Below are 14,462 nucleotides of genomic sequence, written 5' to 3'. Positions count from 1 at the left end.
TACCGCGCATGACAGAAGACCCCCGCCGAGATTCCCCCGCAGATGCCGCCCCCGCCGCCGCCCAGGCGCCGCAGACGGCCCCGCAGCTGCGCATCGGCACCGTCGCCAAGCTCAATCTCGCCGACTTCCAGAACGCCGTGCCCGCGCTGCTGGAGCTGGCCATCGTCAACGAGGGCGAGCTGCCGCTGCAGGCGCTGAGCCTGCACCTGGCCTCGGAGCCTGCCTTCATCAAGCCGCGCACGTGGCGCCTGGAGTCGGTGGCCGCGCACAGCACCTATGCGCTGACCGACCTGGATGTGGCGCTGGACGGCGCCTTGCTCTCGCGCCTGACCGAGGCCGAGCCTGCCGTGCTGCGGCTGGAGCTGCGCAGCGGCCAGCCGGCACAGACGGTGCTGGCCCGGCACGAACACCCGCTGGAACTGCTGGCCCGCAACCAGTGGGGCGGCCTGGGGCATTTGCCCGAGATGGTGGCGGCCTTCGTGCAACCCAATGATCCGGCCGTGGACCGCATCCTCAAGGGCGCGGCGCAGGCGCTGGAGGCGGCGGGCAAGTCCGGCGCCATCAACGGCTATGAACAGGGGCCGCAGCGGGCCTGGGAACTGGCCTCGGCCATCTGGACTTCCGTGCTCCAGAAGAAACTCAACTACGCGCTGCCGCCGGCCAGCTTCGAGCATGCGGGCCAGAAGATACGCGGCGCGACCCAGGTGCTGGATGCGGGCCTGGCCACCTGCCTGGACCTGACGCTGCTGTTCGCCTCCTGCCTGGAGCAGGCGCACCTGAACCCACTGCTGGTCTTCACGCGCGGCCATGCCTTCGTGGGCCTGTGGCTGGGCAGGCAGGAATTCTCGACCGCCGTGGTCGATGACATCACGGCCGTGCGCAAGCGGCTCAAGCTGCAGGAGCTGGTGGTCTTCGAGACCACGCTGGCCGCGCAAGGCCAGGCCGTGGCCTTCAGCCAGGCCATTGCCCAGGGCGCGCGCCAGCTGGCCGAAGAGCATGAGGACCAGTTCGAGCTGCTGGTGGACGTTCGGCGCGCGCGCATGCAGCGCATCCGCCCGCTGGCGCTGGCCCAGCCGCAGGACGCCGCGCCCGAGGCCGGCGAAGGACAGGCCGAGCCACGGCTCACCGTGGAGCCGCCGCCCGAACTCCTGGCGCAGGCGCAGACACGCGAAGTGCCCACCTCCCAGCTCGATCCCAAGGACAGGCTGGCGCGCTGGCAGCGCCGGCTGCTGGACCTGTCGCTGCGCAATGCGCTGCTCAACTTCAAGCCTGGCAAGAAATCGCTGCTGCTGCAGGTGGCCGCGCCCGCGCTGGAGGACACGCTGGCCCGGGGCCAGGTGCTCAAGCTGCTGCCCAGCCCCGAGCTCATGCAGGGCAAGGACCCGCGCAGCCAGCCATTGCACGAGGCGCGCAGCCTGGAAGATCTGCGCGGCGCGCACGCCGAAGAGGCGCTGCAGCGGCGCGAGGTCTTCATCGACCTGGAGCCGCTGGAGCTGGACAGCCGCTTTGTGGAGCTGTTTCGCGGCGCGCGCAACGCGCTGCAGGAAGGCGGCGCCAACACCTTGTTCGTGGCCCTGGGCTTTCTGGTCTGGAGCCGGCCCGACAAGCCCGATGTGCGCGTGCGCGCGCCGCTGATCCTGCTGCCCGTCACGCTGGAGCGCAAGAGCGCGCGCTCGGGCTTCACGCTGCAGGCGCATGAGGACGAGCCGCGCTTCAATCCCACGCTGGTCGAGATGCTGCGCCAGGACTTCCAGCTGGAGCTGGGCGTGCCCGCAGGCGACCTGCCGCGCGACGAGGCCGGGCTGGACATCACCGGCATCTGGGCCCGCGTGCGCGAGGCGATCAAGGACGTGCGCGGCTGGGAGGTCAGCGAGGACGTGGTGCTGTCCATGTTCTCCTTCGCCAAATACCTGATGTGGAAGGACCTGGCCGAGCGCGCCGACCAGCTGCGCAGCTCGCCCGTGGTCGCCCACCTGATCGACACGCCGCGCGAGCCCTATCGCTCGGAGATCGCCTTTCCCGACACGCGGCGGCTGGACCAGGAGTTCGCGCCGCAGCAGGTCTTCAGCCCGCTGCCGGCCGATTCATCGCAGCTGTCGGCCGTGATGGCCGCTGCGCGCGGCAAGGACTTCGTGCTCATCGGCCCGCCGGGCACGGGCAAGAGCCAGACCATTGCCAACCTGATCGCGCAGTGCCTGGCCGAGGACAAGCGCGTGCTCTTCGTGGCCGAGAAAATCGCCGCGCTGGACGTGGTCTACCGCCGCCTGCGCGAAGTGGGCCTGGGCGAGTTCTGCCTGGAGCTGCACTCCAACAAGAGCCGCAAGCTCGACGTGCTGGGCCAGCTGCAGAAATCCTGGGACTCGCATGGCCAGGTGGATGCCGAGGCCTGGGCCGCCAAGGCCAGCCAGCTCGGCCGCCTGCGCGAGCAGCTGTCGGCCTATGTGGAGCGCCTGCACCGGCGCCACGCCAACGGCTGGACCATCTACCGCGCCATTGGCGCCGTGGCCGGTGGCCAGGCGCTGCCGCGCCTGGGATTTCACTGGCCCACGCCCCAGGCCCATGACGAAGCGGGCCTGGCCCTTTTGCGCGAGACTGCGGGCCGCCTGCAGGCCAATGCCCAGGCCGTGGGCGCGCAGCATCTGAAGGACGGGCCGCTGGCCACGGTGCAGGCCAGCGACTGGTCCGTGCGCTGGCAGCAGCAGATGGTGGATGCCGCCCAGGCCCTGCACGATGCAGGCCAGGGCTTTGCCGAGGCGGCGCAGCAGCTGGGCCGGCTGCTGCGCATCGAGTGGCCGGCGCTGGGGCGCCAGGCGCGCTCGGCGCTGGGCGTGATCGCGCGCGCGCTGCCTGCGGCCGCAGGCCGCAACCTGGCTTTCTGCGTGCTGCCTGACGGCGCGCGCATTGGCGAATCCCTGCAATCGGGCCTGCAGCTGCTGGCGCAGCACGGTGATCTGTCCGCACAGATTCCGGCGCCCTGGCCGGCCGAGCTGCAGGCGCGCCTGGCCCAGGCACTGGACCTGCTGGCGCAGCGCCGGCGCCTGCAGGCCGGGCTGGGCACGCCCTGGCCCGTGGCCCTGGGCGATGAGCTGGAGCGCGGCCTGCAGTGCATCGACGAGATCGCGGCGCTGCGCCAGGGCCTGTCCGTCAAGTACGGCGCGGGCGTGGGCCAGCTCAATGTCTCGCAGCTGCAGCGCGAATGGGCCAGGGCCGGCAAGTCCTTGTGGCCGCTGTCCTGGCTGGGCCGGCGCAAGGTGCGCGCGGCGCTGGAGGCCACCATCGAAGGCGCGGGCGAGCCGCGCGTGGCCGATGACCTGGCCGCCCTGGTGCGCATCCGGGGCCTGCGAGAGGAACTGGACCAGATCCAGCCCGGCGCCGCAGCCGACGGCCTGTGGGCCGGACACCGCACGCGCACCGACCATGCGCGCAGCGCCTTGAAGGCCAATGCGGCCCTGCTGGCCGCGCGCGCGCAGAAGTCCTTCTCGCTCGATGGACTGGAGGCCGTGGCCGAAGGCCATGGCGGCGAGCGCTGGGCTGCCGAAGTGCAGCGCCTGCAGGCCCTGTACCAGATCGACCGCCAGCTCGATGGCTACCTGCCGCTGGCCGATGCCAGCCACGGCCTGTGGCGCGGCCTGGAAACCGATGCCCAGGCCTTGCAGGACGCGCTGGCCTTCGAGCGCGAGCGCCTGCAACTGACGCGGCGCGGCAGCCTGATGGCATCGCACGCCGCCGTGGCCCAGGGCCGCTGTGGCGCGGCGCTGCAGCAGGCCCATGCGCAGCTGGCGGCCCGCAGCGCCATCGAGGAACAACTGCTGGCGCTGGACGATCTGCGCTTGCGCTGCCCTGGCGTCTGGGACGGTCTGGACACGCGCCCGCAAGCCGTGGAGCATGCGCTGCGCCTGCAGGGATCGCTGCAGGCAGGGCTGACCGGGCTGGGCTGGCAGGAGGCCGAGCTGGCCCAGGCACGCCAGGCCCTGCACCAGGTGCTGGCCTTGCGCAGCGCCGAGCTGGGCGAGGGCGCCGCGGTCGGCATGGCCTGCCAGCAGTTGCTGGACAGCCTGGCCGGCCTGCACGCGGCCATAGACCCCTTCAGCGCGGCGGCAGCCCATGGCGAGCCGCAGCAGCGTGCCCTGGCCCAGCGCACGGCCGAGCAGCTGGCGGCCACGGCGGGCGGCGTGCTGGCCGGGCAGGGCGGCCTGCATGCCTGGTGCGCCTGGCGCAATGCCCAGGCCGCGGCCCGCGCGGGCGGGCTGGGAGCGCTGGCCGACGCCATCGAGTCCGGTAGCCTGGAACCGGCCCAGGCGCCCCAGGCCTTCGAGGTCAACTACGCGCGCTGGTGGCTGGCGCTGGCCGTGGACGAGGACGAGGTGCTCAAGCGCTTCGTCTCTGCCGAGCATGAGCGGCGCATTGCCGACTTCCGCGCGCTGGACGATGAATTCACCTCGGTCACGCGCCAGTGGATACGTGCGCGGCTGTGCGCGGGCCTGCCGTCGGCCGACAGCATCCAGCGCAACAGCGAGTGGGGCATCCTGCGGCGCGAGATCACCAAGAAGCGCCAGCACCTGCCGCTGCGCCAGCTGCTGGAGCAGATCCCCTCGGCCGTGCTGCGCCTGACGCCCTGCCTGCTGATGAGCCCGCTGTCCATTGCCCAGTACCTGAGCGCCGAGACCAGCAACTTCGACATCGTCATCTTCGACGAGGCCTCGCAGATCCCCGTCTGGGACGCCATCGGCGCCATGGCGCGTGCCAGGCAGGTGGTCATGGTGGGCGACCCCAAGCAACTGCCGCCCACCAGCTTCTTCGGCCGCGCCGACACCTCCGACACCTTCGACGACGACACGCAGGGCGTGGAAGGGGACATGGAAAGCATCCTGGACGAATGCCTGGGCGCCAGCCTGCCCACGCGCAACCTGTCGTGGCACTACCGCTCGCGCCATGAAAGCCTGATCGCCTTCAGCAACCACCGCTACTACGGCGGCGGGCTGGTGACCTTTCCCTCGCCCGTCACCGATGACCGCGCCGTCAGCTTCCACGCCGTGCAGGGCCGCTATGAAAAAGGTGGCGCCCGCATCAACCAGCCCGAGGCCAAGGCCCTGGTGGCCGACCTGGTGGCGCGGCTGAAGTCGCCGGGGTTTGCGCAGTCGGGTGCCACCATCGGCGTGGTCACCTTCAACTCCGAGCAGCAAAGCCTGATCGAGGATTTGCTGGACGAGGAGCGCCGCAAGGACCCGGGGCTGGAGCCGTTTTTCTCCGATGCGCTGCTGGAGCCCGTCTTCGTCAAGAACCTGGAAAGCGTGCAGGGCGACGAGCGGGACATCATGTACTTTTCCATCACCTACGGGCCCGATATCTCGGGCGCGGTGTCCATGAACTTCGGCCCGCTCAACCGCGACGGCGGCGAGCGGCGGCTGAACGTGGCGGTGACGCGCGCGCGGCAGGAGCTGCGCATCTTCTCCAGCCTGCGCGGCGAGCAGATGGACCTGTCGCGCACCCAGGCGGCGGGCGTGCGCGATCTCAAGCACTTCCTGGAATTTGCCGAGCGCGGCCCGCGCGCGCTGGCCGAGTCGCACCATGGCAGCCAGGGCGATTTCGACAGCCCCTTCGAGGCCAGCGTGGCCCAGGCGCTGGAGCGCAAGGGCTGGCGCGTGCACACGCAGATCGGCGCATCCTCGTTCCGCGTGGACCTGGGCGTGGTGCACCCGGACCATGCGGGCAGCTACCTGGCGGGCGTGGAGTGCGACGGCGCCACCTACCACCGCTCGGCCACGGCACGCGACCGCGACAAGCTGCGCGAGCAGGTACTGCGCGGCCTGGGCTGGCAGATTCTGCGCATCTGGTCCACGGACTGGTGGGTCAACCCGGGCGGCACGCTGGAGCGCATCCACGCGGCGCTGACCGCGCTGCTGGAGCAGGACCGGCGCAAGCGTGCGGCCGAGGTTGTAGAGGTTGCCGAGGTGCCGCAGGCGGCTGCAGTCGCCGGGGCAGAGCCAGCGCCAGAGACGCCTGAGGCGTCCGAGTCCTCCGAGGCCTCCGCGTCCTCTGAGTGGCCCGAGGCATCCGTGGAGGATGGCGAGGCGCAGAAGGCTTGAGGAAACGGGTCTTGAGAAGACGGGGCGTGAGAACGCCGGCAGCCCGCTGCCGGCCGCCGGCCGCCGCTCAGTACAGATCCGGAACGTACATGTGTTGGGGAACCGGGTTGCGCGTGTACTCCGGGTTGCGCGTGCGCTCGGGCAGCACGATGGCCGGGTGCTCTATCTCCTCGTAGGGCAGCTGCGTCAGCAGGTGGGAGATGCAGTTGAGCCGGGCCTTCTTCTTGTCCACGGCCTGCACCAGCCACCAGGGCGCCTCGGCGATGTGGGTGCGCTCCAGCATGGCTTCCTTGGCCTTGGTGTAGTCCTCCCAGCGGCGGCGGCTCTCGAAGTCCATGGGGCTGAGCTTCCACTGCTTGAGCGGGTCGTGCACGCGGCCCAGAAAGCGCAGGTGCTGCTCCTCGTCGGTGATTGAGAACCAGTACTTCACCAGCGTGATGCCCGAGCGCACCAGCATCTTCTCGAACTCGGGCACGGAGCGGAAGAATTCCTCGTACTCCTCGTCGGAGCAAAAGCCCATCACACGCTCCACGCCGGCGCGGTTGTACCAGCTGCGGTCAAAGAGAACGATCTCGCCGCCCGCAGGCAGGTGGGAGACATAGCGCTGGAAGTACCACTGCGTGCGCTCGCGGTCGTTGGGCGCGGGCAGGGCGGCCACGCGGCACACGCGCGGGTTCAGGCGCTGGGTGATGCGCTTGATCACGCCGCCCTTGCCGGCCGCATCGCGGCCCTCGAAGAGGATGACCACCTTTTTCCTGTGGTGCTGCACCCAGTCCTGCAGCTTGACCAGCTCGCCCTGCAGGCGCAGCAGCTCGCGGAAGTAGGTCTGGCGGCTCACGGAGTCGGCACCGTCCAGATCGTCGCCACCGCTGCCCAGGCGGGCGTCGTCTATCTCCATCTCCAGTTCTTCGTCGTAGCTGTCGAGCAGATCGCGTTCGATGCGCTGCATCAGCGAATCATGGTGGTCGGGCAGAAGTTCGTCGTACATGGTGGGGAATCCGGGCGTCCAGGAGTTGGCGCCTGGGATGGTGGCGTGGATGTGTGACGCGGCTGTGACGGTGCGGCTGGGTGAATACCCTGGCACCGCTCGTCTTCCCGCCGCCTACAGCCACCCCGCCTTGCGGAACTTGTAGTAGAGCAGGCCGCAAACACCCAGCACGAACAGCAGCGCGGCCGGATAGCCGTATTGCCACTTCAGTTCGGGCATGTTCTCGAAGTTCATGCCCCAGACGCCGAAGAAGGCCGTGCAGATGGCGAAGATACTGGCCCAGGCTGCCAGCCGCTTGGTGACTTCGTTTTCCTCGATGGACACCATGGACAGGTTCACCTGGATGGCCGTGCCCACGGTGTCGCGCATGGTGTCGATCTGGGCGTTGATGCGGCCCAGGTGATCCATCACATCGCGGAAGTAGTCCCTGGAGCCCACGCAGATCTGGGGGACGCGCCCGCCGTTGAGCTTGCCCACGGCTTCCAGCAGGGGGGCCACGGCGTGCTTGAGGTCCATGGCGCGGCCCTTGAGTTCATACAGCTGCTTGATGTTGTCGCGCGCCGCGCCCTTGGTGAAGATCTGCTGCTCGATCTGCTCCAGCTCCACCTCCAGCGCGTCGATGATGGGAAAGTAGCGGTCCACCACCGCATCCATCAGCGCATACAGCACAAAGCCCGAGCCATGGCGCAGCAGCTCGGGCTCGCTCTCGCAGCGCTCGCGCACGCCCAGGAAACCGCGCTTGCTGCGGTTGCGCACCGACAGCACGTAGTTGGAGCCCACGAAGACGTCGACCTCGCCGTGGTTGAAGTGGCCGGGCCGCTCGGGCTCGGGCTCCAGCAGGTGCATCACGGCAAACAGCGAGCTGCCGTACTCCTCCAGCTTGGGCCGCTGGTGGCCGTGCAGCGCATCCTCCACGGCCAGGGCATGCAGGCCGAACTCCTGGCGCATCTCCTCCAGCTCGGCCGGCGTGGCGTCCGCCAGCGCCACCCAGACGAAGCAGCCGGGCCGCTCTATGTAGTTGCTGATGTCGGCGACAGGAATGTCCGCCAGCTTGGCCCCGTTTTCGTAGGCAACGCAGTTGATCAGCATGGGAGTTCCCTCGGTAATTCTGGTGCTGGTGATCCTGCCATAACGGGGGAGGGGGAAAAGCCAGTGCCCAAGCTGCCATCGAAACCGCCAGCAGCCCAGGTTTGCGCACCTGGTAACAATACGTGTATAACCTGTCACAACCTGCTGGGCGCCGCCCGGCGCTTGCGAGCCAAGGACTCAGATGATCTTTCGCCAGTGGGGTATTGCGTTGGGTGCGTTGGGCCTGTGGGCCTTGAGCGGTGTATCTGCAGCCGGTGTGCTGGACAAGATCCAGGCCGGTGGCGCGCTGGTGATTGCGCACCGGGAATCGTCTGTTCCCTTCTCCTACATCGACACCCGCAGCGGCAAGCCCGTCGGTTATGCGCTGGATCTGTGCCTTCGCCTGGCCGAGGCGGTGCGCAAGCAGACAGGCAGGAAGGACATGAAGGTGGAGTTCCTGATGGTCACGCCCGCCAATCGCATGGCCGTGATCGAGCAGGGCAAGGCCGACATGGAGTGCGGCTCGACCACGAACAACGCGCAGCGGCGCCAGACCGTGGCGTTCACGGTTCCCCATTTCATCACCGGCGCCCGGATGCTCGTGAAGGCCGACAGCACTATCAACGCGATGGAGGATCTCAAGGGCAAAAAGCTGGTTTCCACCAAGGGCACCAGCCCGATGGCCCTGGTGACTCAGGCCAACAGACAGCGCCTCATGGGCATCACCATTGTGGAGGCCCCCGATCACGCGAGGGCCCTGGAGATGGTGGAGAAGGGCGAAGCCGACGCGTTCGTGATGGATGACGTGCTTCTCAACGGGCTGGCCGCTGCACGGCCCGATCCACGTGCCTTGAAGGTGGTGGGCAAGTTCCTGTCCACCGAACCCCTGGCGATCATGCTGCCGAAGGCCGATACCTCGTTCAAGAAACTGGTCGATGAAGAGATGAAGCGCATCATCACCAGCCGCGAAATCCACCCGATCTACGAGAAGTGGTTCCTGCAGCCGATTCCACCCAGCTCCACGAATCTGAACCTGCCGATCAGCTACCTGCTGCGCGACTTCTGGAAGTACCCCACGGCGGACATTCTGCTGTAGGCCCGTGCAGGCGCGGCGCCGGATTTGTCGAGCCGCCAGCGCTTGCCCGCTTGCCCGGTTCGACGGGCGGCTGCGGCGCCGGGCAGATTCAGCCGAACACGGGGCGCATGAAGCTGCGCTCGTAGCTGAGGATGCAGCGCGTGTCCTCCGCGTAGCGGAAGGCCGCCTGGCATTCGGGGTCCTGCATGGACTTGATGCGGTACTCCTCGTACAGCGCCATGCTGGGGAAGCTGAACATGGCCAGCGCCACATTGTTGGCGCCTTCGGACGGCAGGAAGTAGCCGTGGTGCTTGCCGCCGAATTTCTCGACCAGAGGAATCCAGGTCTTGCCGTACTCCTCGAATTCCTTGGCCTTGAACGGGTCGATGATGTAGCGCAGGTAGCAGGTGATCATGGGGATGGAAGAAGGGGAGGAAAGGAAAGGGGAGGCAGGGAGGGCAGAGCCGGCTCTAGAGTTTGAACGAAGCCGTCAGGCGCGACAGCTTCTCCGATTCTTCCTGCAGCACCTGGGTGGCAGCCGAGGACTGCTCGACCAGGGCGGCGTTTTGCTGGGTCACGCGGTCCATGTCGGTCACGGCATGGCCCACCTGCTCGATGCCGCTGCTTTGCTCGCGGCTGGCCGAGGCGATTTCGGTCACGATGCCCGTGATGTTGCGCACCGTGGTGACCACCTCGCGCATGGTCTGGCCGGCCTGGTCCACCAGGGTGGCTCCGGCGTCCACGCTTTCCACCGAGGTCTGGATCAGCGTCTTGATCTCGCGCGCGGCCGAGGCGCTGCGCTGTGCCAGCGTGCGCACCTCGCCCGCCACCACGGCAAAGCCGCGCCCGTGCTCGCCCGCGCGCGCCGCTTCCACGGCCGCATTCAGCGCGAGGATATTGGTCTGGAAGGCAATGCCGTCGATCACGCCGATGATGTCCACCACGCGGCGCGAGGAGCTGTTGATCTCGCCCATGGTGGCCACCACCTGGTCCACCACGGAGCCGCCGCGCTCGGCCACGGAACAGGCGCCCGAGGCGATCTGGCTGGCGTGCTGGGCGTTCTCGGCGTTCTGGTGCACGGTGGCCGTGAGCTGCTCCATGGAGGCGGCGGTTTCTTCCAGCGAACTGGCCTGGCGCTCCGTGCGCTGCGACAGGTCCACGCTGCCCGTGGCGATCTCGCCGGCCGAGCGGTGGATGACGCCGGCCGTGTCATGGATGCGCGTCACCAACTGGCGCAGCTGCTCGCTCATGCGCTGCACGGCGGCGATCACGCTGCCTTCGGGGGCCTGGGCTGCGCCCGCCAGCCCCGACTGCGACAGGTCGCCCGAGGCGATGCGGTTGGCAATCTCGGCCGCCACCGCCGGCTCGCCGCCAATGGCATTGAGCACGCTGCGCGTGGCCAGCCACGCGATCAGGGACAGCAGTGCGCCCAGCACGGCCAGCGCCGCCACCGACTTGGTGATGGTGGCGACAAAGGCCTGCTGGATGGCGTCCACATAGTCGCCAGCGATCAGGTCCCAGTTCCAGGCAGTGGAGCGCCTGGCATAGGCCAGCTTCTCGCTGGGCTCCTTGGCGCCGGGGCGGGGCCACCAGTACGTGAGGTAGCCGCTGCCCTGGGCCGATGCGCCCACGGCGGCAATGTTGCGGTACAGGTAGTTGCCCTTGGCATCCTGGAAGCCGCCCATGTTCTTGCCGTTGATGCCCGGGCTTGCGGGATTGTTCAGCACCACGGAATCCGTGGTGATGCTGGTGATGTAGCCTGCGCCGCCTGCATAGCGCAACTGGCCGACGCGGGCAATGGCGGTGGCTTTGGCTTCTTCCTCTGTCAGCTTGCCGGCCTTGGCCTCGGCGGCAATCGCCGCAATCAGGCTGTCGCCCGCATCGACGAAGTCGCGCAGCGCCTGCTGCCGGGCCTCGTAGGCCTTGTCGCGTGCCTGGTAGGCGTTGAAGAGGGTGAGCGCAAGCAGCGCGAGAAGGCAGAAAACCAGCGGTGCCAGCAGTTTCTGGCGAAGGGACAGGGCGGGCATGGTCGGGGAGTGCAGCAGAAGGCCAGGAACGCCACAATGCTACAGAAACTTACGGCATGGTTGCATGTAATTACAAATAAAGCTGCGGTCCGCAGCACTGCAAAGGCGGGCGAAAATCGCGCCATGCAAGAAACCCCGCCTCCCGCCGCCCAGCCCCGCAATCCGCTGCACGGCGTCACGCTCGAAGCCATCGTCCTTGCCCTGGAGGCCCGCTACGGCTGGGCCGGGCTTGCGCGGCAGGTTCCGGTGCGCTGCTTTGCGCTGGACCCCAGCGTCAGCTCCAGCCTGAAGTTCCTGCGCAAGACGCCCTGGGCGCGCGAGAAGGTGGAGGCGCTCTATCTGGAGATGCTGCGCAAGGACAGGCCCAGGCCTGCTTCCCAAGACTGAAGGCGAAGCCGGTGGCCACCGGGCAGCCTGTCCGGTGCGCTGGCGCGGGTTCTGCCGATCATCGGCTCCCGCTGCATGCCTGCATCCCTGCCGCCGTGATTGCCGCTGCCCTGGACAAGCTCTGCATCACGCAGGCTCCGCGCCCAGCGCCTGGGCCAGGAACTCGGCCGTGACGCGCACCCGGGCCGTGCGCTGCAGGTCGGGGTGCATGACCTGCCAGACCTCGTAGTCGTCCGAGCGCTGGCGCTGCGGCCAGATGCGCAGCAGGCCTTCGCGCTCGCCCATGCTCACGGGCATTTCGCCCAGGCCTATGCCGGCCGCCACGGCCTTGCGCACCAGCAGGCTGGAGTTGGCGGCCATGGCGATCCTGGCCTGTCGCGCGGGCACGTCCACCATGGTGGGAACGGGCCGCTGCTCCAGGAAGGGGCCGTAGACCACGAGGTGGTGGCCGCGCAGTTCGTCCTCGGCCACGGGCTCGCCAAAGCGCGCCACATAGGCGGCACTCGCAAACAGTCCTACCGGCCATGCCGCCACGCGGCGCACCACCAGCTCGGGCGCCTCGGGGCGGACGTTGCGAAACGCGATGTCGGCCTGGCGGCGGCCCAGGTTGAGCATCTGGGTGGACACCTCCAGGTCCACGCGGATGCCGGGCCAGCGCTGCTGCAGGCGCTCGATGGCGGGCAGCAGGAATTCTGTGGCAATCGAGTCGGTGCTGCTCACGCGCACCAGGCCGGCCGGGCTGTCGTCCAGGCCTTCGATGCGCGTGCGCAGGTCCAGCGCCGCGCCCTCCATGCGTCGCGCCGCGCCCAGCGCTGCCTCGCCAGCGGCCGTGAGCAGGTAGCCATCCCTGGCGCGCAAAAACAGCTTGCTGCCCAACTCGGCCTCCAACGCGTTCAGGCGGCGGCCCACGGTGGCCTGGTCCACGCCCAGGATGCGTGCGGCCGCGCGCAGGGAAGGGGCGCGTGTCAGGGCGAGAAAGATGCGGGTGTCATCCCAGTTCATGGCGGTTGGCGTGATGCAGATTTGCAGCACTGTAGAGCGAAATCGCTGCGTTCGAGCGGCTGGCGGCAGTCGTAAGCTCGGGGCATTCGTTTCTTCAACCTGTTTTTGGACACTCTTTCGCCATGAATGACGACGCCCGCATGCAAGCCATTGTTTTCGACGATTTCGGCGGCCCCGAAGTGCTCGTGGCCCGCGACGTGGCCCGGCCCGAAGTCCGGCCCCATGACCTTCTGGTGCGCAATGCCTCCATCGGCGTGAACCGTGCCGATGTCTCGCACCGCAAGGGCGCCTATGGCCGCGCCCACTTTGGCGAATCCGACCTCATGGGCCTGGAGATCGCCGGCACGGTGGTGCAAGTGGGCGCCGAGGTGCAGGGCTTCGCCGTGGGCGACCGCGTCATGGGCATCGTGGGCGGCGGCGCCTATGCCGAGCTGTCGCGCATCGACCACCGCATGGCCATGCATGTGCCCGAGGGCCTTTCGCTGACGGATGCCGGCGCGGTGGCCGAAGTCTTCGTGACGGCGCATGAGGCGCTGTTCCACCTGGCCCAACTGCAGCCTGGCGAAGCCGTGCTCATCCACGCGGCCGGCAGCGGCGTGGGCTCGGCGGCGGTGCAGCTGGCGCATGCGGCCGGGGCGCGCGTGTTCGCCACGGCCAGCGGCGACAAGCGGGCGGCTGTCTTGGGCCTGGGCGCCGACGTGTTCATCGACTACCGCAGCGAAGACTTCCAGGCCGTGGTGGCCGAGCAGACCGGCGGCCAGGGTGTGGATGTGGTGGTGGACTTCATCGGCGCCCCGTATCTGGAGCGCAACCTGCGCTCGATGGCCATGGGCGGGCGCATGGTCTGCGTGGGCCTGCTGGGCGGCGCGCTGGCGGCGGCCGTGCCCATGGACGTGCTGCTGTACAGGCACCTGAGGATCTTCGGCACGGTGATGAAGTCGCGCCCGCCCGAAGTCAAGCAGGCCATGGTCCGGCGCTTTGCCCAGCGCTGGCTGCCCGCGCTGGCTGCCGGCACCATCCGTCCCGTGATCGACAGCACCTGGCCGCTGGCCGAGGCCGCGCAGGCGCACCGGCGCATGGAGTCGGGCCAGAGCGTGGGCAAGCTGCTGCTGATTCCCGGGCAGGGCGCTCAATAGGGCGCTCAATAGGGCGTTCAATAGGGCGGCCAGGCCCCATCCCCCGCGTCCACGGTCGCGAACATGGTGCGCACGGTGTGCGTGAAATGCGGCCGCGTGATGTCGCTCCAGGCCGTGGCGCGCACCTGCAGCCAGGCCGGGCAGCCCAGCACCTCGGGGTTTTGCAGGTCATAGCAGGCCAGGGACAGCGGGCCGCCGTCGTGGTTCAGGTAGCGGCGTGAATGGATGTTGCCCTGCACGGCGGCCAGGCCCGGCATGTGTTCTTCGTCGTACCAGCGAAAGATCTCGGGCGCCCAGCCTTCGGCCGGGTCCATCTCCACCGTGTAGTGGGCATGGCGCTGCTGCCCGTGCGAGGCGCCGGGCCGGTCGAAGGCCAGCGTCAGCCTGGACGCCGCAAGGTTTGATGCGGCCGGCAGCATGGCCTGCGCCGCCGCCTGCACGGCAAGCACTGCAGGCCGCGAGACGCCCATGCGGCCCGGCAGCTCCACATAGACGTAGATGCGCCCCGTGCTGGCCGACCAGGCGAATCGCTGGACGGTCAGGCGCACGCCCAGGCCTGCCGCCTGGGTGAGGGCGTCGCCAAACGCAGGACCGTAGGCGCTTCTTGCGAATGCCTTGGCGCTTGCCAGGCAGGGCGCTGCCATCGTCCATTGCAGCAGCAGGCAGTCGGCAGGTATGCGGGAATCAGCCATG

General features: G+C 68.7%; 10 protein-coding genes. 4 read left to right on the top strand and 6 right to left on the bottom strand.

Going from position 1 to position 14,462, the window contains the following annotated elements; translation table 11 throughout:
• Positions 1–8 precede the first annotated feature (8 nt).
• Positions 9–6,086: a DUF4011 domain-containing protein gene (locus ACF8LI_RS20115; protein ID WP_392414006.1), complete on the top strand. Its 6,078-nt coding sequence runs from the start codon at positions 9–11 to the stop codon at positions 6,084–6,086.
• A gap of 67 nt (positions 6,087–6,153) precedes the next feature.
• Here ACF8LI_RS20115 and ppk2 read toward each other — a convergent pair whose 3' ends face one another.
• Together ppk2 and corA are read right to left on the bottom strand one after the other, a co-directional pair.
• Positions 6,154–7,074, bottom strand: coding sequence for a polyphosphate kinase 2 (ppk2, locus tag ACF8LI_RS20110; RefSeq protein WP_392414005.1), 921 nt, complete (start codon positions 7,072–7,074; stop codon positions 6,154–6,156).
• Positions 7,075–7,188: 114 nt separating this feature from the next.
• The gene (gene corA / locus ACF8LI_RS20105; protein ID WP_012206223.1) at positions 7,189–8,163 is read right to left on the bottom strand and encodes a magnesium/cobalt transporter CorA; all 975 of its coding nucleotides are present in this window, start codon (positions 8,161–8,163) and stop codon (positions 7,189–7,191) included.
• A 181-nt stretch (positions 8,164–8,344) separates the two neighbouring features.
• Between corA and ACF8LI_RS20100 the strand changes: the two genes are divergently transcribed.
• A complete protein-coding gene (locus tag ACF8LI_RS20100; RefSeq protein WP_392414004.1) occupies positions 8,345–9,238 on the top strand; it encodes an amino acid ABC transporter substrate-binding protein in 894 nt (297 codons plus the stop codon).
• Positions 9,239–9,326: 88 nt separating this feature from the next.
• Here ACF8LI_RS20100 and ACF8LI_RS20095 read toward each other — a convergent pair whose 3' ends face one another.
• Together ACF8LI_RS20095 and ACF8LI_RS20090 are read right to left on the bottom strand one after the other, a co-directional pair.
• Complete coding sequence (locus ACF8LI_RS20095) at positions 9,327–9,632, bottom strand: NIPSNAP family protein (RefSeq protein ID WP_012206218.1); 306 nt, start codon at positions 9,630–9,632, stop codon at positions 9,327–9,329.
• A gap of 55 nt (positions 9,633–9,687) precedes the next feature.
• Positions 9,688–11,244 (bottom strand): methyl-accepting chemotaxis protein, encoded by a 1,557-nt coding sequence (locus tag ACF8LI_RS20090; protein ID WP_392414003.1) that lies wholly within the window; start codon positions 11,242–11,244, stop codon positions 9,688–9,690.
• Between the two features lie 123 nt (positions 11,245–11,367).
• Here ACF8LI_RS20090 and ACF8LI_RS20085 point away from each other — a divergent pair, with 123 nt between their 5' ends.
• Entirely contained in the window at positions 11,368–11,631 is a 264-nt protein-coding gene (locus ACF8LI_RS20085; RefSeq protein WP_198803962.1) for a VF530 family DNA-binding protein, read from the top strand.
• A 126-nt stretch (positions 11,632–11,757) separates the two neighbouring features.
• On the opposite strand, the gene ACF8LI_RS20080 is transcribed toward ACF8LI_RS20085, so the two are convergent.
• Entirely contained in the window at positions 11,758–12,633 is an 876-nt protein-coding gene (locus ACF8LI_RS20080; RefSeq protein ID WP_392414002.1) for a LysR family transcriptional regulator, read from the bottom strand.
• Between the two features lie 122 nt (positions 12,634–12,755).
• Here ACF8LI_RS20080 and ACF8LI_RS20075 point away from each other — a divergent pair, with 122 nt between their 5' ends.
• Positions 12,756–13,769, top strand: coding sequence for an NAD(P)H-quinone oxidoreductase (locus ACF8LI_RS20075; protein ID WP_016451458.1), 1,014 nt, complete (start codon positions 12,756–12,758; stop codon positions 13,767–13,769).
• 17 nt (positions 13,770–13,786) lie between these two features.
• Here ACF8LI_RS20075 and ACF8LI_RS20070 read toward each other — a convergent pair whose 3' ends face one another.
• Entirely contained in the window at positions 13,787–14,461 is a 675-nt protein-coding gene (locus ACF8LI_RS20070; RefSeq protein WP_154834065.1) for a hypothetical protein, read from the bottom strand.
• Position 14,462: the final 1 nt, after the last annotated feature.

Source organism: Delftia sp. WSY_12, from assembly GCF_043104645.1.
In the GTDB taxonomy this organism is placed as follows: domain Bacteria; phylum Pseudomonadota; class Gammaproteobacteria; order Burkholderiales; family Burkholderiaceae_C; genus Comamonas; species Comamonas tsuruhatensis.
The sequence above is the reverse complement of the archived record's forward strand: the minus strand, read 5'-3'. Positions and strand labels throughout refer to the sequence as shown.